The sequence below is a fragment of the Azotobacter armeniacus genome (assembly GCF_054779355.1).
In genome coordinates this window covers 1-21,888 of the sequence record NZ_BAAGYK010000128.1, presented here as the reverse complement: position 1 = coordinate 21,888, position 21,888 = coordinate 1, and the positions used below count along the sequence as shown (strand labels likewise).

24 protein-coding genes and 3 pseudogenes are annotated in these 21,888 nt (G+C 65.6%); 14 read left to right on the top strand and 13 right to left on the bottom strand.

Translation table 11 applies throughout. From position 1 onward, the window contains the following. Window position 1 precedes the first annotated feature (1 nt). From cysW to oscA, 4 genes are all read right to left on the bottom strand, one after another. The gene (cysW, locus tag ACYVD0_RS17385) at window positions 2-874 is read right to left on the bottom strand and encodes a sulfate ABC transporter permease (RefSeq protein WP_460427975.1); all 873 of its coding nucleotides are present in this window, start codon (window positions 872-874) and stop codon (window positions 2-4) included. Window positions 875-884: 10 nt separating this feature from the next. After that, window positions 885-1,703, bottom strand: coding sequence for a sulfate ABC transporter permease subunit CysT (gene cysT / locus ACYVD0_RS17380; RefSeq protein ID WP_460427974.1), 819 nt, complete (start codon window positions 1,701-1,703; stop codon window positions 885-887). An 86-nt stretch (window positions 1,704-1,789) separates the two neighbouring features. After that, window positions 1,790-2,788 (bottom strand): sulfate ABC transporter substrate-binding protein, encoded by a 999-nt coding sequence (locus ACYVD0_RS17375; RefSeq protein WP_460427973.1) that lies wholly within the window; start codon window positions 2,786-2,788, stop codon window positions 1,790-1,792. 176 nt (window positions 2,789-2,964) lie between these two features. After that, the gene (gene oscA / locus ACYVD0_RS17370) at window positions 2,965-3,150 is read right to left on the bottom strand and encodes a sulfur starvation response protein OscA (protein ID WP_460427972.1); all 186 of its coding nucleotides are present in this window, start codon (window positions 3,148-3,150) and stop codon (window positions 2,965-2,967) included. Between the two features lie 243 nt (window positions 3,151-3,393). On the opposite strand from oscA, the gene ACYVD0_RS17365 reads away from it, so the two are divergent. Beyond that, window positions 3,394-3,975, top strand: coding sequence for an RBBP9/YdeN family alpha/beta hydrolase (locus ACYVD0_RS17365; protein WP_460427971.1), 582 nt, complete (start codon window positions 3,394-3,396; stop codon window positions 3,973-3,975). 114 nt (window positions 3,976-4,089) lie between these two features. Next, window positions 4,090-5,019, top strand: coding sequence for a transcriptional regulator (locus ACYVD0_RS17360; protein WP_460427970.1), 930 nt, complete (start codon window positions 4,090-4,092; stop codon window positions 5,017-5,019). Between the two features lie 55 nt (window positions 5,020-5,074). On the opposite strand, the gene ACYVD0_RS17355 is transcribed toward ACYVD0_RS17360, so the two are convergent. The 4 genes from ACYVD0_RS17355 to ACYVD0_RS17340 form a co-directional block, all read right to left on the bottom strand. Beyond that, entirely contained in the window at window positions 5,075-6,037 is a 963-nt protein-coding gene (locus tag ACYVD0_RS17355) for a type 2 periplasmic-binding domain-containing protein (protein WP_460427969.1), read from the bottom strand. A gap of 367 nt (window positions 6,038-6,404) precedes the next feature. Continuing rightward, window positions 6,405-6,701, bottom strand: coding sequence for a hypothetical protein (locus ACYVD0_RS17350; RefSeq protein WP_460427968.1), 297 nt, complete (start codon window positions 6,699-6,701; stop codon window positions 6,405-6,407). A 164-nt stretch (window positions 6,702-6,865) separates the two neighbouring features. Further along, window positions 6,866-7,087, bottom strand: a complete 222-nt coding sequence (locus tag ACYVD0_RS17345; protein ID WP_460427967.1) for a hypothetical protein — start codon at window positions 7,085-7,087, stop codon at window positions 6,866-6,868. Between the two features lie 38 nt (window positions 7,088-7,125). Beyond that, on the bottom strand, window positions 7,126-7,362 hold the full coding sequence (locus ACYVD0_RS17340; protein WP_460427966.1) for a hypothetical protein: 237 nt from the start codon (window positions 7,360-7,362) through the stop codon (window positions 7,126-7,128). 357 nt (window positions 7,363-7,719) lie between these two features. On the opposite strand from ACYVD0_RS17340, the pseudogene ACYVD0_RS17335 reads away from it, so the two are divergent. Next, window positions 7,720-8,196: pseudogene (locus ACYVD0_RS17335) on the top strand (TauD/TfdA dioxygenase family protein); the annotation flags it as partial. A gap of 118 nt (window positions 8,197-8,314) precedes the next feature. Then, window positions 8,315-9,235 (top strand): ribosomal protein L3 N(5)-glutamine methyltransferase, encoded by a 921-nt coding sequence (prmB, locus tag ACYVD0_RS17330; RefSeq protein ID WP_460427965.1) that lies wholly within the window; start codon window positions 8,315-8,317, stop codon window positions 9,233-9,235. A 31-nt stretch (window positions 9,236-9,266) separates the two neighbouring features. On the opposite strand, the gene ACYVD0_RS17325 is transcribed toward prmB, so the two are convergent. Then, window positions 9,267-10,223, bottom strand: a complete 957-nt coding sequence (locus ACYVD0_RS17325) for an alpha/beta hydrolase (protein ID WP_460427964.1) — start codon at window positions 10,221-10,223, stop codon at window positions 9,267-9,269. Between the two features lie 121 nt (window positions 10,224-10,344). On the opposite strand from ACYVD0_RS17325, the gene aroC reads away from it, so the two are divergent. The 9 genes and pseudogenes from aroC (at window position 10,345) to ACYVD0_RS17280 (ending at window position 17,124) form a co-directional block, all read left to right on the top strand. Then, entirely contained in the window at window positions 10,345-11,436 is a 1,092-nt protein-coding gene (gene aroC / locus ACYVD0_RS17320) for a chorismate synthase (RefSeq protein WP_460427963.1), read from the top strand. A gap of 91 nt (window positions 11,437-11,527) precedes the next feature. Next, window positions 11,528-12,679: an MFS transporter gene (locus ACYVD0_RS17315; RefSeq protein ID WP_460427962.1), complete on the top strand. Its 1,152-nt coding sequence runs from the start codon at window positions 11,528-11,530 to the stop codon at window positions 12,677-12,679. Further along, on the top strand, window positions 12,676-13,296 hold the full coding sequence (locus ACYVD0_RS17310; RefSeq protein WP_460427961.1) for a methylthioribulose-1-phosphate dehydratase: 621 nt from the start codon (window positions 12,676-12,678) through the stop codon (window positions 13,294-13,296). Before ACYVD0_RS17315 ends, ACYVD0_RS17310 begins: the two co-directional genes overlap by 4 nt. 72 nt (window positions 13,297-13,368) lie before the next feature. Continuing rightward, on the top strand, window positions 13,369-13,914 hold the full coding sequence (locus tag ACYVD0_RS17305; RefSeq protein WP_460427960.1) for a 1,2-dihydroxy-3-keto-5-methylthiopentene dioxygenase: 546 nt from the start codon (window positions 13,369-13,371) through the stop codon (window positions 13,912-13,914). Between the two features lies 1 nt (window position 13,915). Beyond that, complete coding sequence (gene mtnC, locus ACYVD0_RS17300) at window positions 13,916-14,599, top strand: acireductone synthase (RefSeq protein ID WP_460427959.1); 684 nt, start codon at window positions 13,916-13,918, stop codon at window positions 14,597-14,599. Window positions 14,600-14,670: 71 nt separating this feature from the next. Beyond that, complete coding sequence (locus ACYVD0_RS17295) at window positions 14,671-14,871, top strand: PLDc N-terminal domain-containing protein (RefSeq protein WP_460427958.1); 201 nt, start codon at window positions 14,671-14,673, stop codon at window positions 14,869-14,871. Window positions 14,872-14,975: 104 nt separating this feature from the next. Next, window positions 14,976-15,531, top strand: a pseudogene (locus ACYVD0_RS17290) (histidine phosphatase family protein). A gap of 233 nt (window positions 15,532-15,764) precedes the next feature. Next, window positions 15,765-16,625, top strand: a complete 861-nt coding sequence (speE, locus tag ACYVD0_RS17285; RefSeq protein WP_460427957.1) for a spermidine synthase — start codon at window positions 15,765-15,767, stop codon at window positions 16,623-16,625. 154 nt (window positions 16,626-16,779) lie between these two features. Next, window positions 16,780-17,124: a ribonuclease E inhibitor RraB gene (locus tag ACYVD0_RS17280; RefSeq protein ID WP_090939376.1), complete on the top strand. Its 345-nt coding sequence runs from the start codon at window positions 16,780-16,782 to the stop codon at window positions 17,122-17,124. A gap of 72 nt (window positions 17,125-17,196) precedes the next feature. Here the strand turns inward: ACYVD0_RS17280 and ACYVD0_RS17275 are convergent, their stop codons facing one another. Continuing rightward, window positions 17,197-18,003, bottom strand: coding sequence for a c-type cytochrome (locus ACYVD0_RS17275; protein WP_460427956.1), 807 nt, complete (start codon window positions 18,001-18,003; stop codon window positions 17,197-17,199). 216 nt (window positions 18,004-18,219) lie between these two features. Here ACYVD0_RS17275 and ACYVD0_RS17270 point away from each other — a divergent pair. Next, window positions 18,220-19,277, top strand: a pseudogene (locus ACYVD0_RS17270) (VRR-NUC domain-containing protein); the annotation flags it as partial. A gap of 8 nt (window positions 19,278-19,285) precedes the next feature. Here ACYVD0_RS17270 and zapE read toward each other — a convergent pair. The 3 genes from zapE to ACYVD0_RS17255 all read right to left on the bottom strand — a co-directional run. After that, window positions 19,286-20,452 (bottom strand): cell division protein ZapE, encoded by a 1,167-nt coding sequence (gene zapE, locus ACYVD0_RS17265; RefSeq protein WP_460427955.1) that lies wholly within the window; start codon window positions 20,450-20,452, stop codon window positions 19,286-19,288. Window positions 20,453-20,594: 142 nt separating this feature from the next. Further along, window positions 20,595-21,056, bottom strand: coding sequence for a hypothetical protein (locus ACYVD0_RS17260; protein WP_460427954.1), 462 nt, complete (start codon window positions 21,054-21,056; stop codon window positions 20,595-20,597). Window positions 21,057-21,461: 405 nt separating this feature from the next. Further along, a partial coding sequence (locus ACYVD0_RS17255; protein WP_460427953.1) for a hypothetical protein occupies window positions 21,462-21,888 on the bottom strand: 427 nt, incomplete at its 5' end.

The following is a 21,888-nucleotide window of genomic DNA, read 5'->3' as shown; positions in this document are numbered from 1 at the left end:
CTTATTCCTCGGCAGCAGTGGACTTGAGGCGGGACAGACGGGCTTCGCTCCACTGCTTGAGCAACAGGATGATCAGCGCCAGGATCAGCAGCAGGCTGGCGACGCTGAAGGCGGCGACGTGGTTGTACTCGTTGTAGAGAATCTCGACGTGCAGCGGCAGGGTGTTGGTGAAACCGCGGATGTGCCCGGAAACCACCGACACCGCACCGAACTCGCCCATGGCGCGGGCGGTGCAGAGCACCACGCCGTAGATCAGGCCCCACTTGATGTTGGGCAGGGTGACGTACCAGAACATCTGCCAGCCGTTGGCGCCGAGCAGGCGCGCGGCTTCCTCTTCCTGGGTGCCCTGTTCCTGCATCAGCGGGATCAACTCGCGAGCGACGAAGGGCAGGGTGACGAAGATGGTCGCCAGGACGATGCCGGGCAGGGCGAAGATGATCTGGACGTCGTGCTCGGTCAGCCAGTCGCCGAACAGGCCCTGGGCGCCGAACAGCAGCACATAGATCAGGCCGGCGATCACCGGCGAGACCGAGAACGGCAGGTCGATCAGGGTCACCAGCAGGCTCTTGCCGGGGAAGTCGTACTTGCTCACGCACCAGGCGGCAGCCAGCCCGAACACCAGGTTGAGTGGCACCGAGATGCCTACGGCGAGCAAAGTCAGCTGCAGGGCGGAGAGGGCGTCGGGCTCCAGCAGGGCCTCGAAGAAGGTTCCGAAGCCGAGCTTGAGCGCCTCGCTCAGCACGACGTAGAGCGGCAGCAGGAGAAACACGGCGAACACCAGCCAGGCGGCGACGATCAGCAGGCGGCGGCCGAGGGCGTTGCCGTGGCGGGCGGCGTTGGCGGAGGCGGCCGCGCTCAGGGTTGTGGACGACATGGTGGCCTCTTCAGGGGGTTGCGATGCGGCGCTGCAGCAGGTTGAGCGGCAGCAGCAGGGCGAAGGACACCACCAGCATCAGCACGCCGATACTGGTGGCGCCGGTGTAGTCGTACTGGTCCAGCTTGACCATGATCAGCAGCGGCAGGATCTCGGTCTTGCCCGGCATGTTGCCGGCGATGAAGATCACCGAGCCGTACTCGCCGATGCCGCGGGCGAAGGCCAGAGCGAAGCCGGTCAGCCAGGCCGGCAACAGCGCCGGCAGCAGCACGTGGCGGAAGGTCTGCCAGGGACTGGCGCCGAGGCAGGCGGCGGCTTCCTCGACCTCCCGGGGGATGTCCGCCAACACCGGCTGCAGGGTGCGCACCACGAAGGGCAGGGTGACGAAGGTCAGCGCCAGGGCGATGCCCAGCGGGGTGTAGGCGATCTTCAGGCCGAACTCGCCGGCGAGCTGGCCGACCGCTCCGGCCGGCGCGTAGAGCGCGGTCAGGGCGATGCCGGCCACCGCGGTGGGCAGGGCGAACGGCAGGTCGATCATGGCGTCGATGACCTTGCGGCCGGGGAAGGGGTAGCGCACCAGCACCCAGGCCAGCAGGATGCCGATCACGCCGTTGAGCAGTGCGGCGACGAGGGCGGTGCCGAAGCTGAGCTTGAGCGCGGCCAGCACCCGCGGGGCGGAGATAACCTCCCAGAACTGCAACCAGGTGAGCTGGGAGGCGTGGACGAACATGGCACCCAGGGGAATCAGTACCAACAGACTGAGATACACCAGGGTGTAGCCCAGCGTCAGCCCGAAGCCGGGTATGACGGGGGATATGCGGCGGGACATGGACATCTCTCGAATGACGGAAAGCAGCAAGCCACAAGCGGAGTCCAGGACTTCCGGCTCGTGGCCTTGTCTGCGTGGTTATGGGTTCAGCGCACCTTGTAGATCTGGTCGAACACCCCGCCGTCGTTGAAGAACTTCGGCTGGGCGGTCTTCCAGCCACCGAAATCCTTGTCGATGGTCACCAGCTCGAGGCTGGGAAACTGCCTGGCGAACTCGCCTGCGACCTTCTCGTTGCGCGGCCGGTAAAAGTTCTTCGCGGCGATGCGCTGGCCTTCCTCGCTGTACAGGTAGTTCAGGTAGGCAGTGGCCACTTCGCGGCTACCCTTGCGGTCGACGTTCTTGTCCACTACCGCCACCGGCGGTTCGGCAAGGATCGACACCGAAGGCACGACGATCTCGAAGTTTTCTCCACCCTGTTCCTTCAGCGCCAGGAAGGCCTCGTTCTCCCAGGCCAGCAACACGTCGCCGATGTTGTTGTTGACGAAAGTGATGGTCGAGCCGCGCGCGCCGGTATCCAGCACCGGCACCTGCTGGTAGAGCTGCTCGACGTAGGCGCGGGCCTTGTCCTCGCTACCGTACTTCTGCTGCGCCCAGGCCCAGGCGGCGAGGAAGTTCCAGCGTGCGCCGCCGGAGGTCTTGGGGTTTGGGGTGATCACTTCCACGCCCGGCTTGACCAAATCACCCCAGTCCTTGATGCCTTTCGGATTGCCCTTGCGCACCAGGAAGACGATGGTCGAGGTGTAGGGCGTGCTGGCCTGCGGCAGGCGGCTCTGCCAGTCCTCGGGAATCAGCTTGCCGAGCTTGTACAGCTCGTCGATGTCGCCGGCCAGGGCCAGGGTCACCACGTCGGCCCTGAGCCCGTCGATCACCGCGCGGGCCTGCTTGCCCGAGCCGCCGTGGGACTGCTGGAGGGTCACGGGCTCATGGCCCTCGGCCTGCCAGTACTTGTTGAAGGCGGCGTTGTACTCCTTATACAGCTCGCGGGTCGGATCGTAGGACACGTTGAGCAGCAGGGTCTGCGCCTGGGCAGCGGCGCAGAGGCTCAGGCCGGCCAGCGCGGTGAGGGCGAAACGACGGATGGACATGGATACGACTCCTGAATGTAGCGGGGGGATGCTTTCTGTTGTGGGTGTACGATCGCGTTGGCGTGCGCTGGTGCAGGTAGCTAGAGCCCTGTCTGCTCAGGGGGTCTTGATGCCCGGCTTCTTCTTCATTCATGCGCACCCTCCGGTTGTCTAGTCGGGTCGTTCGCCCTGAAAAATCAGGAAGTCTTGCAGGTGTTCTGGGCCTGCAGGCGGAACTTCTCCTTGCGCTCGATCTGCACGATCTGGCCGTTGTGCACGGTGATTTCCACCGCACCGAAACGCAGGTTCTTCAGAGCGGCGTGGATTTCGCGCAGGATGTTGGCTTCGTCCTGGCCTTCGAAGCTTCTGAGGGGGGCGCTCATGGCTGTGGTCTCCTTGGATGTAATGTGCCGGCGAGCCTGCTGGCCCGGCAGCGTGGAGCGGATATTAGAGTGGGAGCAAATATTCTTAAAAATACTATTTAGTGATTTTTATATATTTAATAGTTATTTATTGCTGCCCTGCTGCATGAGATTAATGGAATAAATAAATAATTTTTTATTCTTTTTTAGAATTTAAAGGGTTGCCCTAGACTGGTCTCCGTTGCCCACACGAGGAGGCCCGCAATGCCCAGCCAGACACTTCGCTACCTGATCCTGCCGGGTTGGCACGGCTCGCCCGACGAGCACTGGCAGAGCCACTGGCAGCGCACGCTGCCGAATGCCGTGCGGGTCGAGCAGGCCGACTGGAACAATCCCGATCCCTTCAGCTGGGTCGCCGCGCTGGAGCGCGCAATCGCCGCCGAGCGCCCCCCGGCGATCCTCATTGCCCACAGCCTCGGCTGCGTCACCGTGGCGCGCTGGGCCGCCCAGGCCACGCCGGCCTCGTTGGGGCGGGTGCGAGGGGCGCTGCTGGTGGCGCCGGCGGATGTCGAGCGCCCGACCTGTCATGAGCCGCTGCGCTGTTTCGCGCCGATCTCCCGGGGGCGCCTGCCGTTTCCCAGCCAGCTGGTCGGTTCGGACAACGATCCGACCGCCACGCCGGCTCGCGCCCTGGAGCTGGCCCGCGACTGGGGCGCGCTGCCGACCATCCTGCCCGGCGCCGGCCATATCAACGTGGACTCAGGGCACCACCGCTGGGAGCAGGGTTTCGCCCATCTCTACCGCCTGCAGCGGCAGATCGAGCGACTGGAGCGGCGCTGCGTATGAGGCGCCCGGGCGCCCGCGAGAACCGGCGGATGCCGGGACGCAGCCGTTTCCCACCCGACAATCGCCGATAGTCCCGGGCCTGACCGGCCCGGAGGCCCGGTCAGGAGAACCCCCATGAATCGCCATCTTCCGCCCGGTCAGCCGCTGCTGACCTTTCCCGACGCCGACAAGAGCCCGCTGAGCATTCGTGCCAAGGCGCTGGTGTTCGTCGATCCCCGCTCGCGCAGGCTGCGTGGCGAGGTGGAGCGCCTCGCTGCGACCGACTTGCCGGTGCTGATCCGCGGCGAGAGCGGTACCGGCAAGGAGCTGCTGGCCCGGCAGATCCATCGCGAAAGCGGGCGGGGCGGCCTGTTCGTCGCGGTCAACTGCGGCGCGCTCAGCCCGACTTGGGCCGAGGCCGAGCTGTTCGGCCATGCCGTCGGCGCCTATGCCGGTTCGGCCTGCAGCCGGGCCGGCTGGTTCGGTTCGGCCAACGGCGGCACCCTCTACCTGGACGAGATCGGCGACCTGCCGCTCGGCCTGCAGGGCAAGCTGCTCGCCGCCCTGGAAACCCGTGAGGTGCTGCGCGTCGGCGCGCAGCAGCCGACGCCGGTGGACGTGCGCCTGGTGGCGGCCAGCAGCGTCGACCTGGCCCAGGCGGTGGCCGCCGGCAAGTTCAGCGAGCGGCTCTACCGCTATCTCGACGAGGGACGCCTGGAGTTGCCGGCGCTGCGCGAGCGGCCGGGGGATATCCTGCCGCTCGCCGAGTACTTTCTCGGCGTCTATGCCCACCGCCTGGGCCTGGATCTTCCGCAGTTCGGGGCGGAGGCCCAGCTCGCCCTGGAGCGGCATGCCTGGCCGGGCAACACCCGCGAGCTGGAGAGCGTCGTCCATTTCGCCCTGCTGGTCTGCAGCGGCGACGAGATCCTCCCGGCCCACCTCAACCTGCCGGGCGCTGCTGCGCCGTCGTACGCGCCGCTGACCATCATCGAGGAACAGTTGGCCCGGCTCGACGCCCGGGAGCGGGCGCAGCTGCAGGCCCTGCTGGCCCAGACAGGTGCTTGACGGCAGACAGGAAGGGAAATCCCCGGCGCGTCGGGTGCCGCCGGGGAAAAAGGACTCAGCGGGCGGCCGTCTGCGGCTGCCAGATCGACACGTCGCGGGCATCGACCCGCTTCGGCAGCAGGCCCTCGGCGAAGAAGGCATCGGCGATCTTCTGCTGCTCGGCCAAGCTCTCCGTCTGCACCGGGCGCACCCGGTAGCTGCGCCGGGCGTTGGCCTGCTCGACAATTTCTGGAGCCAGGTTGCCCCACAGCGGCGCGAGAATCCGCGCGGCCTCCCGGGGATTGGCGCGCAGCCAGTCGCCGGCCTTGACCAGCTCGGCGAACACCACTTCCAGCACCTGCGGGTGTTCCCTGGCAAAGCGCTGGCTGGTCAGGTAGTAGCGCTGGTAGGCGGCCAGCTTGTCGCCGTCGGCCACGGTGCGGGTCGACAGCTGGCGCTGGGCGCTGCTGAGGAACGGCTCCCAGGTTACCCAGGCGTCCACCTTGCCGTTCTCGAAGGCGGCGCGGCCGTCGGCCGGGGTCAGGTAGGCCGGCTGGATGTCGGAGAACTTCAAGCCGGCCCTGGCCAGCGCGGCGAGCAGCAGGTAGTGGCTGCCGGCGGCCTTGGTCACCGCCACCTTTTTGCCTTTGAGATCGGCCAGCCCGCGCAGCGGCGAGTCGGTGCGCGCCAGAATCGCCTGGGCGGCCGGCGACGGTGCCTCCTGGGCGAAATAGGCGAGATGGGTGCCGGCAACCTGGGCGAACACCGGCACGGTATCGGCGACGTCGGCGGACAGGTCGAGGTTGCCGACGTTGAGTGCTTCGAGCAGCGGTTGGCCGCTGGCGAACTCGTGCCAGCTGAGGCGGATGTCCTGGACGGCCAGGGCCTTTTCCAGGGTGCCGCGGGCCTTCAGCAGGGCGATCAGGGTGGAGGACTTCTGGTAGCCGATGCGCAGCTGGCTTTCCGCCTGGGCGGGCAGGGCGGTGCACAGCCCCAGGGCAAGGCCGAGGCCGAACGCCGATCGGCTGCTTGCCGGCAAGGCTGTAGGAGCAGATTTATCTGCGATTGGTGGCAAAAGCAGAAGCATCGCGAATAAATTCGCTCTACCGAAGCGGTATCAACCTCACTCCCTTGGCTTTCCTAGATAGGAAAGTGCAAGACCTTGAAAGGGGTGGCACTACGCCCACCCTCTGAGGGGCTAACAGAATAAAGCTCCCAGCTTTGCCGGGGGATACTTACTGTATTGGCGTGGTCTGCACTCGTTGTTGCCAGCGTCGGCTTGCGCAGATAGGGGGGCGAAGAGCAGAAGGCTTCCGGCCTGTCCGGCGCCGGAAACGAACACGCCGCCATGGGTGGCGGCGTGGCAGGGGAGTGTCAAGCGGGAGTGAAGGACGCGAGCGGGCCTGTCATTGCGGGCCGGCCGGTTCCGGTGTGGTGGCCGTCTCGTCGGCGGCGGGGACGCTGGAGGCGGCTTCCGCGTTTGTCCCGGCTTTGGCCGGCTCCGCCGCAGGGCGCGGCACGAGGCTGCCCGCCAGCACCATGGCCACCAACACGGAAATGCATCCCCAGACCAGTAGGGACAGGCGCTTGGGAACCTCTCCGGTCTTTCTGTTCCTGAACAGCGATGGGGCGATCACTCCTACGATGGTGGCCAGTGCCAGCACCAGCGCGAGAACGCTGAGAATCCCAGCCAGTAAAGGCATCTACTTTCTCCCTAGGCGAATGGTTGAGCGTCTTTTCGGCTCCGCGAGCGGACCGGATGGGTCGCTTGAGGCCAACGCTGCACAGGGGCCAGCCAGGTTGCCTGGCGGCCATATCGTGGGTGACTGTAGCCGATCTCGAGGCACATGACGCAATCCCGGGCCGATCAGGCCCCCGTGCGGGAGGTGTGAAAGGCGAAACCTGAAGGTGGGCAGGGGAAAGCGCTGCGATTTGTCGCAGGCGACTGGGCAATCCTCACTGCCTCCCTGCCAGGGTCGGGGGTGGAAAACTGTGGGTCGGCGGTCCAGGCGATGCGGCCGACGGCGGCGGCTGCGGCGCCGGCCAGACCGAGCAGGCGGCGGCGGGAAAGGTTGGGGTTGAAGGTCATGCGAGTCGCTCCCGTTCCGTGAGGGTCAGGGGGGGTGGCTACTGAACGACCTCGGACTCGACGGCTTCGAACGCCCTCTCCCCGGCCTGCAGGCCCTCCTGGTGCAGGCGGCGGAAGTTTTCCTGAGAAAGATCGCCGGTACGGTCGTAGTGGGCGGCGCGTCTGGCGAATTCCTCGCCGAGGCGGGCCAGCAGCGCGGAGAAGGCCGGGCTGCCGGGCCGGCGGGGCGACCCTGAGGCTGCCCGGGAAACGTTGCGGATTGCGGTGATGCTCATCGGAATGCACCTGGGCCGACTGTGTCGATGCCAAGTCGTCCGGTGATTTGGTGGGCCAGCCATCTGTAGCGCCGGTTCATGGGCCTGCAGGAGGCTGTGGCCCAATACTGCATGCATAGAGGAGCAATCTGAAATTCGATTTTTCTTATAAATAAATAAGGTAATCCCCCCCAGCTAAGCCGGGGGACTCCTTTACTCGCCGACCAACTGTTGAGCCGCATGAAAAAGGAATGGACGTGCCATTCGCGTCCACTGTCAGTCTTGTCGGGCCAGGGCCCGATCATGCGTTTGGAGATCCCCATGTCCGCGGTTGAATCCTTGTTGTCTGCATCCCAAATTCCTGCCTAGTCGTTCGAGATCCGTTCCCTCAACGAGGTGCTGGGTGGCGAAGTTCGCGGCCTGGATCTGTTCCGTCCGGTCAATTCGGAGGACTTCGCCCGTATCCACCGTGCCTTCCTGGACCACCGAGTGCTGGTGTTCCGCGAGCAGCGCATCATCCCCAAGCAGCCGATCGCCTTCAGCCGCCGCTTCGGCGAGCTGCAGATCCATGTGCTCAAGCAGTTCCTGCTCGCCGGCCATCTGGAGATCTTCATCATCTCCAACATCCTCGAGAGCGGGCGACTCACCGGCCTGGGCGACGCCGGCAAGTTCTGGCATTCCGACCTGTCCTACAAGGAGTTGCCCAGCCTCGGCGCCATGCTGCACGCCCAGCAACTCCTGGCCGAAGGCGGCGACACCCTGTTCGCCGACCAGCAGCGCGCCTACACCCTGCCGGCGGCGCTGCGCAAGGCCGTCGAGGGGTACCGTGCGGTGCATTCCTACACCGCCACTTACTTTCAAAAAAACTAGTAACCAATCAACCGCATAGGCTACCAATATGTAATGGCCTGGCTCTCACCGTGGCGAGCCCTGCTGCCTGCTAAAATGCCTGCCCTTTGACTTGGAGGTCCCCATGGCAGCTATCCCGACTCGTCTGCGCACCCTGCGTGATTATATTCGCTGGGCGGTCAGCCGTTTACATGCAGAGGGACTGTATTTCGGCCACGGCACCGACAACGCTTGGGACGAGGCACGTCAGTTGGTGCTCGGTGCCTTGCATCTGCCTTGGGAAATGGCCGATGGCTATCTGGACTGTCGCCTCGAGGAGGACGAGTGCATGCACCTCGGAACCCTGCTTCTGCGCCGCATCGAAGAGCGCATCCCGGCGGCCTATCTACTCGGCGAGGCCTGGTTCTGCAATCTGCCGTTCCTGGTCGACGAGCGGGTGCTGGTGCCGCGCTCGCCCATTGGCGAGCTGATCGGCCAGCGCTTCGCCCCTTGGCTGCCCCATGAGCCGGTGCGGATCCTCGACCTTTGCACCGGCTCCGGCTGCATAGGCATCGCCTGCGCCTACGAATTCCCCGAAGCCGAAGTAGTGCTGGCTGATCTGTCCTTCGATGCGCTCGAAGTGGCCAACCGGAACATTGAGCGCCACGGTTTGGACGAGCGCGTCTATACCGTGCAGGGCGATGGTTTCGCTGGTCTGCCGGGGCAGCGCTTCGACCTCATCGTTTCCAACCCGCCCTATGTGGACGCCGAGGACTTTGCCGACATGCCGGAGGAATACCACCACGAGCCGGCCATGGGGCTGGCCTGCGGCGAGGACGGTCTGGATCTGGTGCGGCGCATACTGGCGGAGGCGGCCGACCATCTGACCGAGCGGGGTGTGCTGATCGTCGAGGTGGGCAACAGCCAGGTGCATGTGGAGGCGCTCTACCCGGAAGTGGATTTCACCTGGCTGGAGTTCAGCCAGGGAGGACATGGCGTCTTCCTGCTGGCCGCCGCCCAGTGCCGAGAGTATCAGGAGTTGTTTCGCGCGCGGCTTTCCGCCTAGAGCCTCATGCCCGGGCGCAGTCGGGTGAGGCTTACCTTGGCTGCTCGTCCCGCAGTATGAAGTCACCAATCGCCTGGCCCAGGATGCTGGCCAGCGGTAGTTCCGGGTTGTCGTAGGAAGGCAGCTGGCGCTGTGTATCCGCCGGGACGATGCGCAGCACATGGTTCATGCCGTCGATTGGCAGCAGCTCGGCGTCGGGCTTGGCGGCCTTGAGGGACTGAGCGTCCTTCATTCCGACCTGGATGTCGTGGCGCCCCTGGACGATCAGCGCCGGGATGCGCAGTCGGGCAAAGGCCGCCGCCGGGTCCTGGCGGAACAGCGAGATCAGGTAGGGCTGCACGCTGGGGCGAAACAGCACCTTGAGCGACTCGGGAATCCGCTCATGGGGGCGTCCCGCCTTGAGTTCCTCGATCAGCGCCGTACTGAAGGCCAGCAGGGGTGGAGGCAGGCGCGTGCGCAGCTGCTCCAGCAGAACCTGGTCGATCGGCCGGCCGCTGCCGGCGATGGCGACCAGCGCGGCGGCGCCGGCCTGTTCGGCAGCCAGGCTGGCGATCAGCGCGCCCTCGCTGTGACCGATCAGGACCAACCGGGAGAAGCGTGGGTCGGCCTTGAGCTTGCGCCCCCAGGCTTCAGCATCGGCGACATAGCCTTCCGCGCTCAGCATCCGCTCGTCCGGTGCGGCGGCCAAGCTGGCGGCGACGCCGCGCTTGTCGTAGCGCACGCTGGCGATGCCGCGCCGGGCCAGGGCCTCGGCCAGGCGCTTGAGGCTGTCGTTGTGCCCGGCCGGATTGTTGCCGTTGCGGTCGGTGGGACCGGAGCCGGCGATCAGCAGGGCCACCGGCACAGGGCTGTTGCTTTGCGGCAGCAGCAACGAGCCGTACAGCGTGCCGCTCGGGGTCGCCAGCTCGATGGGCTGGTACAGGTTGGTCCAGGCCTGGACGGAGCCTGTGGCAAGGACGAGAAGAAGCAGAAGGAATACTCGCAGCATGGCGGACAGCTATGGTCGGGGTGGTGCGCCGGTGGACGCAGGGTTCGGAGGATGAACTGGCAGAGCCCCCTTGGGTATACTCGCACACCTTCGATCAGGCTGATTGTTCGCGGAGCCCTGCATGTCCGGCAATACCTACGGCAAGCTGTTCACTGTCACCACTGCCGGCGAGAGCCACGGCCCGGCCCTGATGGCCATCGTCGATGGCTGCCCGCCGGGGCTCGAGCTGTCGGCCGCCGACCTGCAGCGCGACCTTGACCGGCGCAAGCCCGGCACCAGCCGCTACACCACCCAGCGTCAGGAAGATGATGCGGTGGAGATCCTTTCCGGAGTATTCGAGGGTCGGACCACCGGTTGCCCCATTGGCCTGCTGATCCGCAACACCGACCAGAAGTCCAAGGACTACTCGGCGATCAAGGACCTGTTCCGCCCGGCCCACGCCGACTACACCTACCACCACAAGTATGGCATCCGCGACTACCGCGGTGGCGGCCGCAGCTCGGCGCGCGAGACCGCCATGCGCGTGGCTGCCGGTGCCATCGCCAAGAAATACCTGGCGACCCAGGGCATCGCCGTACGCGGCTATATGAGTCAGCTCGGCTCGATCGAGATTCCCTTCAAGACCTGGGATTCGGTAGAACAGAACGCCTTTTTCAGCCCCGATCCGGACAAGGTGCCGGAGCTCGAGGCTTATATGGACCAGCTGCGTCACGACCAGGATTCGGTCGGCGCCAAGATCACCGTGGTCGCCGAAGGCGTGCCGCCAGGTCTCGGCGAGCCGATCTTCGACCGCCTCGACGCCGAGCTGGCCCACGCGCTGATGAGCATCAACGCGGTCAAGGGCGTGGAGATTGGTGCCGGTTTCGCCAGCATCGCCCAGCGCGGTACCGAGCACCGCGACGAGCTGACCCCGGACGGCTTCCTGTCCAATAACGCCGGCGGCATCCTCGGCGGCATTTCCTCGGGCCAGCCGATCGTCGCCCACCTGGCGCTCAAGCCGACTTCCAGCATCACCACCCCCGGCCGCTCCATCGACATTCACGGCAATCCAGTGGAAGTGATCACCAAGGGCCGCCACGATCCCTGCGTTGGCATTCGTGCTACGCCCATCGCCGAGGCGATGATGGCCATAGTGCTGATGGATCACCTGCTGCGCCACCGCGCGCAGAACGCCGAGGTGCAGGTGATCACCCCGGTGCTTTCGCAACTGTGAGCCATCGCATGGGTTGGGTGGAGCGCAGCGATATCCAACAGCCGGCCCGTTGGGTATCGCTGCGCTCCATCCAACCTGCGTTCGAGTGATCATGTCCTCTGCGTTGCCCTATTGGCGCCTCTCCGGCTTCTATTTCTTTTATTTTGCCCTGCTCGGCGCGACGGCGCCGTTCTTCTCGCTGTATTTCGACCATCTGGGCTTTTCCGCCGCACGCATCGGCGAGCTATTGGCGATTCCCATGCTGATGCGCTGCCTGGCGCCGAACCTGTGGGGCTGGCTGGGCGATGCGAGCGGCCGGCGGCTGGCTATCGTGCGGCTCGGCGCGGTCTGCACCCTGGGCTCCTTCGCGCTGATCTTCGTCGGCCGGAGTTATGCCTGGCTGGCGCTGGTAATGGCTCTACACGCCTTCTTCTGGCATGCCGTGTTGCCGCAGTTCGAGGTGATCACCCTGGCCCACCTGCGCGAACAGTCGGCACGCTACAGCCAGCTGCGCCTATGGGGCAGCATCGGCTTCATCGTCGCAGTGGTCGGGCTCGGCCAGCTGTTCGAGTGGCTCGGTCTGGAGGTTTTCCCTTGGATAATCGTGCTGATCATGGGCGGAATCGTCCTCGGCAGCTGCTGGGTGCCCAACGCCCAGCCGGAGCCGCGGGCCGACCTGGAGGCGCAGGGCGGCTTCCTCGCTCAGTTGCTCCGCCCCAGGGTGCTGGCCTTCTATGCCGGCGTGGCGCTGATGCAGCTGAGCCACGGACCTTACTACACCTTCATCAGTATCCATCTGGAAAACCTGGGCTACGGGCGTGGGCTGATCGGCCAGTTCTGGGCCCTCGGCGTGCTGGCAGAGATCCTGCTGTTCCTGGCGATGGCCGCGTTGCTGCGACGTTTCTCCCTGCGCCAGCTGCTGCTTGCCAGCTTCCTGCTGGCCGCGCTGCGCTGGTTGCTGCTGGGCAATCTGGCCGACCATCTGGCCATTCTGCTGCTTGCCCAGCTGATGCACGCGGCGACCTTCGGCTGTTTCCATGCCACGGCCATCCACTTCGTGCAGCGCAGCTTCGGCGCCCGCCAGCAGGGACAAGGCCAGGCCCTGTATGCGACCCTGTCCGGGGTTGGCGGCGCCCTCGGGGCGCTGTATTCCGGCTATAGCTGGACGAGTCTCGGTCCGGCCTGGACCTTCGCCCTGGCCAGCCTGGCGGCGCTGGCCGCCGCCATTACCGTCGCCACCTGTTTGAGAGAGGAGGGGCCATGAGCCTGACCCGCGCACAACTTGCCCAGCAGATCATCGAAGCCGGGCGCTTCCTGTACGGCCGCGGCTGGTCGCCGGCCACCAGCAGCAACTACTCGGCGCGGCTGTCGTCCAGCGAGGCGCTGCTCACCGTTTCCGGCAAGCACAAGGGCCAGCTCGGCGAGGACGACGTGTTGGTCACAGACATGGCTGGCAACAGCCTGGAGCCGGGCAAGAAGCCCTCGGCCGAGACCCTGCTGCATACCCAGCTGTATACCTGGAAGGCGCAGATCGGCGCGGTACTGCATACTCATTCCGTGAGTGCCACCGTGCTCTCCCGGTTGACTCTGAGCGACTCCCTGGTGTTCGCCGACTACGAGCTGCAAAAGGCCTTTGCCGGCATCTCCACCCACGAGTGCCAAGTCTGCCTGCCGATCTTCGACAACGATCAGGACATCGCCCGCCTGGCCAGCCGGGTGCAGCCCTGGTTGGATGAGCATCCCGACTGCGTTGGCTACCTGATCCGCGGCCACGGCCTCTATACCTGGGGCGCCACCATGAATGACGCCCTGCGCCAGGTGGAGGCCTTCGAGTTCCTCTTCGACTGCGAACTGAAAATGCGTGCCCTGCAACGCCGCTGAGCCGAGAGACTGCCGGCGCATCCGCCCGGTCTGGCGGCCTGGCCGGACCCCACGAACAAGGAGATCTGCCCCATGAGTTCCCTGAGCGTCTATAGCGACGACAACCCCGCCCAGCCCTACAAGATACTCAACCATGGCGAGGACATCGCCGCCACCCTGGCCAAGATCGGCGTGCGTTTCGAGCGCTGGCAAGCCGAGGCGCCGATCGCTCCTGGCGCCAGCCAGGAGGAGGTGCTCGCTGCCTACCGTACGCAGATCGAGCGGCTGAAGGCCGAGGGCGGCTATGTCGCCGTCGACGTCGTCAGTCTGACCGACCGGCATCCACAGAAGGACGAGCTGCGCGCCAAGTTCCTCGACGAGCACACCCACGGCGAAGACGAGGTGCGTTTCTTCGTCGCCGGGCGCGGGCTGTTCTCGCTGCATGTCGGCAACGAGGTGTACGCCGCGCTCTGCGAGCGCAATGATCTGATTTCGGTGCCGGCCGGCACGCGCCACTGGTTCGACATGGGCGAGCATTCGCATTTCATCTGTATCCGGCTGTTCAACAACCCGGAAGGCTGGGTCGCCCAGTTCACCGGCGATCCCATTTCCCACCGCTTTCCCGAGCTGGAAGACTGACATGCCGATTCGAGCCATCCTCACCGACATCGAAGGCACCACCAGCGCAGTCAGCTTCGTCTTCGACGTGCTGTTCCCCTATGCCCGTGAGCATTTGCCGGCGTTCGTCCGTGAGCATGCCGGCAAGGCGGAGGTTGCTGCCCAGCTCGAGGCCGTGCGCGCCGAGAGCGGCGAGGCGAACGCCGATATCGAGAGGGTCATCGAGATCCTCCTCGGCTGGATTGCCGAGGACCGCAAGGCCACGCCGCTCAAGGCGCTGCAGGGCATGGTCTGGGAGCAGGGCTACCGTGCCGGTCAGCTCAAGGGGCATGTCTATCCGGACGCCGTAGCCGCGCTGCAGCGCTGGAGGTCCGAGGGATACGACCTCTACGTGTATTCCTCCGGCTCGATCCAGGCTCAGCGGCTGATCTTCGGCTGCTCGGAGGCCGGCGACCTGTCGCCGCTGTTCTCCGGCTACTTCGATACCACCAGCGGGCCAAAGCGCGAGGCTGCGTCCTATGCGCGCATCGCCGAAGCCATCGGCCGCCCGGCAGGGGAGATCCTGTTTCTCTCCGACGTGGTGCAGGAACTCGACGCCGCCTGCGCGGCCGGCATGCGGACCTGCGGCCTGGCTCGCGAGGGTGGCACGCTGGGGGAGTATCCGACCGTGGCCAGCTTTGCGACGATCGAGCCGGCGTCCTGCTGAGACTGCGCTGAACCATCGCCTGGCCGCGCCATCCTAACTAGGTACCTGTCCCCTGGAAAGGAGTACATTCAATGGATGTCTTTGGCGGCCTTTTAAGTCTGATCATCCTGGTGCTCGATATTTGGGCCATCGTCCACGTCATCCGCAGCCGGACTGACACAACCAAGAAAGTGCTCTGGGTGCTGCTGATTGTCATCCTGCCGGTCCTCGGCCTGATCATCTGGCTATTTATGGGGCCACGCAGCGCCAGCTCCAGTGCCGGAGTACCCTGAGCCCGCGGCAAGCCTGGTTCGCTCGGACGTGGCCTGCGCGGATGCTGCTGGGGTTTCACCTTTTGGCCATTGCCCAGAGGTTCGGCTGCATTGTGCGACAGGGCATGATGCTGCTGTGGAGCATGGTGCTCGTACTGCTGAGCGGTCCGCTGCATGCCGCGCCTGGTTCCGCCTGGGATGCCTTGTGTGACGAGCACGCAGTGCTGCTGTTGCGACACGCCACCGCACCCGGTTTCGGCGATCCGCCGGGATTCGTGCTCGGGGATTGCCGTAGCCAGAGAAACCTCGACGACCGTGGCCGTCGGGAGGCCCAGCGCTGGGGCGAGTTGCTGCGCCAGCAGTGGATCGAGCGGCCGCGGCTCTACAGCAGCCGCTGGTGCCGCGCCCTGGGCCACTGCCCGGGGGATGCAACTGGAGGCCGTCCAGCCGTTACCGGCACTGGACTCCTTCTTCGAAAGCGCCGAGCGCGCCGAACTGCAGACCCATGAACTGCGCGAGGCGATTAACGCGCTGCCACGCGGCGGGCCAGTGGTACTGGTGTCACATCAGGTTAATATCACGGCGCTGAGCTGGATCTATCCCGCCTCCGGCGAAGGATTGATCCTGGCGTTGCCGCTGACGGTGCCTGCCAAGGTGCTGGCGCGGATTCCGCCGCCCTGAGCAATAGCGCTAGAGCCGCCTGCTGTGGTGCCTTTCAATCTTCAAGTTCGAGCGGCTGACATGCCGCGGCGATAAAGATCATCACCCGAATTGTCTGTTTCGAAGCTCAGTCTCCGGGGTGGCCAGGTTTCAGCTGTCATCCCACCAACGTAGAATGCGCCCCTTTCCACAAGCCCGGCTTGCAGAGCTGGGCGCCAGCGTTCAAGTCAGCCAGATTCAGGGGAAACCGAGCCATGAGTGACTATCAGGAAACCCTCTACGACGGATACGGCCAGCGTTTCCGCATGGACAAGCTGCTTCATGAGGTGCGCACCGGGCATCAGCATCTGGTGATCTTCGAGAATGCCCGCATGGGCCGGGTGATGGCCCTCGACGGGGTGATCCAGACCACCGAGGCCGACGAGTTCATCTACCACGAGATGCTCACCCACGTGCCGATCCTCGCCCACGGCGCGGCGCACCGCGTGCTGATCGTCGGCGGCGGCGACGGTGGCATCCTGCGCGAGGTGTGCCGGCACCGCAGCGTCGAACACGTCACCATGGTCGAGATCGACGCCACCGTGGTGGAGATGTGCCGGGAGTTCCTGCCCCGCCACTCCAGCGGCGCCTTCGAGGACCCGCGCCTGAACCTGGTGATCGACGACGGCATGCGCTTCGTCGCCACCACCGAGGAGAAGTTCGACGTCATCATCTCCGACTCCACCGACCCGATCGGCCCGGGCGAGGTGTTGTTCTCCGAGAATTTCTACCAGGCCTGCCGGCGCTGCCTGAACGACGGCGGCATCCTGGTCACCCAGAACGGCACGCCCTTCATGCAGCTTTCCGAGGTGCAGACCACCGCGCAGCGGATGGATGGCCTGTTTGCCGACTGGCACTTCTACCAGGCCGCGGTACCGACCTACATAGGCGGCGCCATGACCTTCGCCTGGGGTGCCTGTGGCGCCGCCTCGCGCCGGGTGCCGCTGGAAATCCTGCGCCAGCGCTTCGCCGGCAGCGGCATTGTTACCCGCTACTACAACCCGGAAATCCACCAGGGCGCCTTCGCCCTGCCGCAGTACGTGCTGCAGGCCATCGGCAAGCCCGGCAACTGCTGAGGCCCCTCCCGTCGAATCGCCCGACGGATCTGCCGATCCGCTAGGCCACCAGCCGGGGATGGGGCTATCCTAGGGAAGCGGCAGCAGATTTCCGCTGCCGCGTCTTTCCGAAACAGCATATCAACCGATTCATCATTGAGAGGGGGTCGTTTTCATGAGCAACAACACCTTCCCGGATGATGTCAGCGGCGTCGTGTTGCGCCGCATGAAGGAGGGCGGATTCGACTTTGCCCGCGTCCACCCCATCGAGTTTTACGCCATCTTTCCCGACGAGGAGCGGGCCCGCATGGCGGCCAGAAATTTTCGCGGCGAATCCCTGAGGACGGAAGTGTCCGCCCGCGACGACGGTGCCTGGCACCTGCAGGTGAGCAAGGTGATGTACGCCACCTACGCCGGCATCGACAACTTCGAGCATGACCTCGAGTCCGTGGTGCTGCCTCTGGGCGGCGTGCTCGATGGCTGGGGGGTTACCCAGGAAGCAGCCCATTCCGGTCTTTAGGTCCTTCGCGCCGGCCAATCCCTGGCCGGCGTTCCGCCCCCGCCTGACTTTCCCCGATGTCGTTCCGCCCGCTCAGCGGGACCCGGCCTTGCGCCCGGCCATGTGGCGCAGGTAGGCCAGCAGGCGATCCAGTTCATCCTCGGCGAGAACCTCCACGGAAAAGCCCGGCATGCGTCCCTGCGGCCATTGGCGTAGCCCCTGCGGGTCGCGGATGTAGCGGCGCAGGAAGGCTTCGTGGAAGTACTCGGTGGGATTGTACGGCAGGTTCAGGTCCGGGCCGAACCGGGCATCGCCCTGGCCGTTCAGGCGGTGGCAGGCCAGGCAGTGCTTCTGGAACAGGGCGAAGCCGGCCTGGACGGAGGCATTGGCGTCGGCAGCCGGCAGCAGCGCCAGGAAGCGCTCGGCGACCGATGCGAGCAGGCGAATCCGGGCGATCTGGAAGGGCCACTGCTCGGGGCCGATGGCGCCCGCCTGGGGATCGCTCCAGACCAGATAGAAGGGACCGGCACTGGCCTTGTGTCTACCCAGTGCGGGCCAAGGGGTGGCAGGGTCCTCGATGGCTAGCCAGGCGCGGGCGCCATCCTCGCGCAGCAGGGGGGCGGCGGGCAGTTCGGCCGCGAAGCCGTCCAGCGCCAGGGCCTGCAGGTGATCGCCGGGGCGTACATCCTCGAGGAGCGCGGCCAGCGGCAGTGCACGGTAATGCATCTTCCGCCGGTAGGTCGGGTCGGCGGGAATCGACAGGCTGCGCGTCTGCGGATGGGCAAGCAGCTCGGCGCTGGACCAGCGGCGCGAACCTGGGGGCAGTTCGAGGACCAGTTCGGCGGCGGCCAGCTGCAGGCTGGCGATCAGCAGGAGGGCAGGGGTGGCGCAACGGCGCATAGGGGCATCCTTGGAGTGGCCAGCCCGGCCTTGGCAGAGAGGGCCGGTACGGTCGATTTTCATTACCGGCAATCGGAGTTGCTGGCAACCGGAATGATACCGGCCCCTTGCCGGCTGGCCTGGTGGCCGGATAGATACAGGAATTTCGGAGCTGTTCAAACCGTATGGCCGACTCTCGCGCCGCGTTACCCCGGTCTCTCGCCGACCCCTTCTACCTCCCTGGAGTCAAGGGCCTTCGGCAGTCGCCGGGAAGTGGACGCCTACCTGCACCTGCAGCGCTGCCGCGAGCGCTTCGAGGCAGGCGAGGCGGCCAGTGGCGTGCTGGCCGACATGCCGCATGATTCCTACACTAACGCCTGGCTGGAGAGCCGGCGTGGCCAGTTGCTGCTGCAGCTCGCCCGGCAGCTCGAGCGCGAGGGAAATCTGCCCGCCGCACTGCGCCTGCACGCCGGCAACCGCCATCCCGGGGCAAGGGAGCGGGCCATTCGGGTGCTGGAGCGCTGCGGACAGCCCGAGGCGGCGCTGGAGCTGGCCCTGGTCGCTGCCGCCGCGCCGAGAGCGACGAAGAGGCCCAGCAGCTGGAGCGCATCCTGCTGCGCCTGCGCCGCACCCTCGGACAGGCATCAGCGCAGCGCAGGAAGGCCACGGCGCTCGAGCACCTTGATCTACTCCTGCCCAGGTCGGAGTCTGCCGTCGAACAGGCGGTGCGCGAGCAACTGAGCCGGCCGGGGGCGCCGGTGCATTATGTGGAGAACGCGCTGATCGGCTCGCTGTTCGGCCTGCTCTGCTGGGAGGCGATCTTCGCCCCGCTGGCGGGGGGCTTCTTCCATCCCTTCCACGCCGGCCCGGCTGATCTCGCCCGGGCTGATTTCCAGGCGCGCCGCGCCGATCTCTTTGTCCGCTGCCTGGCACTTCTGGATCGCGACGAACATGGCGAGGCGATCCGCCGTACCTTCCGGGAAAAGCATGGCCTGCAGTCGCCCTTCGTCGCCTGGGAGCTGCTCGACGGGGCTTTGCTGGAGCAGGCCCTGGCCTGCATTCCGGGAGCGCACCTGCGGCTGTTCTTCGAGCGCATTCTGCGTGACATCCCGGTGAATCGCTCGGGGCTGCCGGACCTGATCCAGTTCTGGCCGGCCGAGCGGCGCTACCAGATGATCGAGGTAAAGGGGCCTGGCGATCGCCTGCAAGACAATCAGCGCCGCTGGCTCGACTATGCCGTGGCCCATGGCCTGCCGGTGATGGTATGCCATGTACGCTGGGCGGAAGAGGGGTAGGACAGAGGCTAGGACCTGCCGAAGCGCTGCAGCTGCATCTCCCGAAGGCGGCTCAGGGTACGGCGGAACGGGAAGGACAGGTAGCCCTCGGTGTAGAGCGCCTCCAAGGCCACTTCGGCCTCCAGATAGAGTGGTACCCGGCGGTCGTAGCACTCGTCCACCAGGGCGATGAAGCGCCGCACGCCATCGTCGTGAGCGGACAGCGCTGGCAGCTGGCGATCGCCGGCTACCACCCGTTCGACGCCATCCTCGGTGCCGCGTGCGATGCGCGCCTCGCGCTGGCGGCCGCTCATGCTGGGCACTGCGTCCAGCAGGATGGCTGGGAAGCGGTCGCATAGGGCGATGAAGTCGAAGGCGGAGAAGGGCTGCTCGCAGAGGTCGGCATAGTTGCACCAGACCGCCGCTTCGCCATGGCGCACCACGGACAGGCTGCGGTGCTCCAGCTGGATGGGAGTGCTGGCAGTCGGCATGCTCCGGGTGAGCTGTGCAAAGACTTCGCCCAGGGCGCTTGCCTGGTCGGGGTTGGCGATCCAGTAGCGCTGCTGGCGCGCGCCGGGATGCAGGCGATGATCCTGGCCGCCATCCACGGAAGCGACCTGCATATACCGCTCCATGGCGGCAATGGCCCGCAGGAAGCGCTGGCGGTTGAAGCCGTCGGTGTACAGCTGCGACGGCGGCTGGTTGGAGGTGGCGACCACCACTACGCCCTGTTCGAACACCGCCTGAAGCAGGGGGCCCAGCAGCATGGCATCACCGATGTCGCTGACGAACAGCTCGTCGAAGCACAGCACGCGCACTTCCGTACCCAGTTCGCCGGCCAGCCGCCGCAGAGGGTCGACCGAACCGGTCAGCTGGAACAGCCGCCGGTGCACCCAACGCATGAAGTGATGGAAGTGCTGTCGCCGGGCGGGTACGCGCAGGCTGCGATGGAAGCTGTCCATCAGCCAGGTCTTGCCGCGCCCGACCGGTCCCCAGAGGTAGACGCCGGTCAGCGGCTGGCTGCGGTCTATCTGGTGCAGGGCCTGATGGCAGTCTTCCAGCAGCAGTGCCGCCTGGCGCTGCGCCTCGTCCGCCTGGAAACCGTCCCGCTCGATGGCCTGCTGGTAGGCTGTGAGGGGGGAGGGAGTTTCGGAGTGAGAGATATCGATGGCGGGGACTCCAGCGGCTCGAGGCATGGCGAATGCGTGGCGAAAACCAGCACGATGGCCTGGTCTTAGGCAAGCGAAGAGGGGGAAAAGGGACTCGGGAGCATCCTTGCTCGAGTGGGGGCGTTCCTGCCAATGGTCCGGCGAAGTTTTGCAGGCTGCCAGGCGGGCCTTATGCTGCCACAGGGTCCATGACGAGGGGCCGGCCGGCACGTTCGAGGAAGTCGAGAGAGGCCCGCTTGGCCTTCTCCACCGCCTGGCGGTGCCGGTCTCCGGCGTTCAGGCTCTGCCGCAGGGTACGGCTGAACTCGGACTGCAGGTCGCCCAGCAGCCGACGCTGCTCGTCGGTCAGAATGGGGGGCCGGCCGCTGGCGAAGCCCATCACCGAGTCGATCGCTCTGGCAGCATCGAGATGGAAGTTCCGCTCTGGAGCCCCGCAGATGCAGCTCTCGGCACGCTGTGCGAGCAGCTTCACCTTCTCGCACAGTTCCCGGTACAGCGGAATGAATTGCAGATCGGCAACAACAGTGCGCTCCAAGACATCTATGGCGTCCCTGTTGTTCAGCGGTTCTGCCGTAGGATGCCAGTCCACGCTGGACGCCCCTCTGGCCGAAATGACTTCCCAATTGTTCATACTGCAGCCTCCTCTTCAAGGGCTGACCTGCCTGCCGAGCCGGGTCCTGAACCGGCGGGCGGGGTTTGCCCAGATCGCTGACGTTCCGGCGAATCGGCGCCGGGGGCGTTCTTCTTGAACCTTTCATGGGGACTGCTGCGGCCGTTCGCCGCAGTCCACATGGCGAATGGATAACCGATTGTTAGGGACATAATCAACTGTCATGTTGCAGGGTGCCACTCGCGAAAGGTTGTAGATCCGGCTGCTCGTGAAGCGGCCGGCGGGGTTGGCCAAAGTCTTGGCGGACAGGCTGGAGGTATTTGGTCCCGGGAAGTAGTGGTCTATGGTGCAAACCTCTCCGGAGGAGGATCCATGGCTCATGTTCTTCACCAGCGTGCCACGATCACGCACGCCCTCCGAGCTGAACTACAGCAATCGCCGGATTCGATCGCGCCGCCGAGCAAGCGCTACAACCTCAACTCCAAGACGGTGCGCAAGTAGCGCAACCGCGACACGGTCGAGGACGCGCCGTGGGGCCGAGCGCTCCTCCCCGGCGCTGCTACAGCTGGCCGTGAGCAGAAGCCCTTCAAGCACTATCCGCTGGGCTATCTGCACATCGATATCACCGAGGCCTGTACGGCTCAGGGCAAGGCGTATCTCTTCGTCGCCATCGACCGGACCTCGAAATTCGTCCATGCACAGTTGTATGAGCAGATGACGCGGACACTGAAGGGGTATATGCCGATTGGATTTACTAAGCCTATCGAAAGTATTGTCATATTGAGAGACAATACCTCCATGAAATGCAAACGAAACTCCGATGGTCGGGCAATCGACCACCACGCCCTCCAGG

Bases quoted from the DNA above. Each gene is read 5' to 3' on its own strand.
- cysW (WP_460427975.1), bottom strand. From the start codon at position 874: ATGTCGTCCACAACCCTGAGCGCGGCCGCCTCCGCCAACGCCGCCCGC.
- cysT (WP_460427974.1), bottom strand. From the start codon at position 1,703: ATGTCCCGCCGCATATCCCCCGTCATACCCGGCTTCGGGCTGACGCTG.
- ACYVD0_RS17375 (WP_460427973.1), bottom strand. From the start codon at position 2,788: ATGTCCATCCGTCGTTTCGCCCTCACCGCGCTGGCCGGCCTGAGCCTC.
- oscA (WP_460427972.1), bottom strand. From the start codon at position 3,150: ATGAGCGCCCCCCTCAGAAGCTTCGAAGGCCAGGACGAAGCCAACATC.
- ACYVD0_RS17365 (WP_460427971.1), top strand. From the start codon at position 3,394: ATGCCCAGCCAGACACTTCGCTACCTGATCCTGCCGGGTTGGCACGGC.
- ACYVD0_RS17360 (WP_460427970.1), top strand. From the start codon at position 4,090: ATGAATCGCCATCTTCCGCCCGGTCAGCCGCTGCTGACCTTTCCCGAC.
- ACYVD0_RS17350 (WP_460427968.1), bottom strand. From the start codon at position 6,701: ATGCCTTTACTGGCTGGGATTCTCAGCGTTCTCGCGCTGGTGCTGGCA.
- ACYVD0_RS17345 (WP_460427967.1), bottom strand. From the start codon at position 7,087: ATGACCTTCAACCCCAACCTTTCCCGCCGCCGCCTGCTCGGTCTGGCC.
- ACYVD0_RS17340 (WP_460427966.1), bottom strand. From the start codon at position 7,362: ATGAGCATCACCGCAATCCGCAACGTTTCCCGGGCAGCCTCAGGGTCG.
- prmB (WP_460427965.1), top strand. From the start codon at position 8,315: ATGGCAGCTATCCCGACTCGTCTGCGCACCCTGCGTGATTATATTCGC.
- ACYVD0_RS17325 (WP_460427964.1), bottom strand. From the start codon at position 10,223: ATGCTGCGAGTATTCCTTCTGCTTCTTCTCGTCCTTGCCACAGGCTCC.
- aroC (WP_460427963.1), top strand. From the start codon at position 10,345: ATGTCCGGCAATACCTACGGCAAGCTGTTCACTGTCACCACTGCCGGC.
- ACYVD0_RS17315 (WP_460427962.1), top strand. From the start codon at position 11,528: ATGTCCTCTGCGTTGCCCTATTGGCGCCTCTCCGGCTTCTATTTCTTT.
- ACYVD0_RS17310 (WP_460427961.1), top strand. From the start codon at position 12,676: ATGAGCCTGACCCGCGCACAACTTGCCCAGCAGATCATCGAAGCCGGG.
- ACYVD0_RS17305 (WP_460427960.1), top strand. From the start codon at position 13,369: ATGAGTTCCCTGAGCGTCTATAGCGACGACAACCCCGCCCAGCCCTAC.
- mtnC (WP_460427959.1), top strand. From the start codon at position 13,916: ATGCCGATTCGAGCCATCCTCACCGACATCGAAGGCACCACCAGCGCA.
- ACYVD0_RS17295 (WP_460427958.1), top strand. From the start codon at position 14,671: ATGGATGTCTTTGGCGGCCTTTTAAGTCTGATCATCCTGGTGCTCGAT.
- speE (WP_460427957.1), top strand. From the start codon at position 15,765: ATGAGTGACTATCAGGAAACCCTCTACGACGGATACGGCCAGCGTTTC.
- ACYVD0_RS17280 (WP_090939376.1), top strand. From the start codon at position 16,780: ATGAGCAACAACACCTTCCCGGATGATGTCAGCGGCGTCGTGTTGCGC.
- ACYVD0_RS17275 (WP_460427956.1), bottom strand. From the start codon at position 18,003: ATGCGCCGTTGCGCCACCCCTGCCCTCCTGCTGATCGCCAGCCTGCAG.
- zapE (WP_460427955.1), bottom strand. From the start codon at position 20,452: ATGCCTCGAGCCGCTGGAGTCCCCGCCATCGATATCTCTCACTCCGAA.
- ACYVD0_RS17260 (WP_460427954.1), bottom strand. From the start codon at position 21,056: ATGAACAATTGGGAAGTCATTTCGGCCAGAGGGGCGTCCAGCGTGGAC.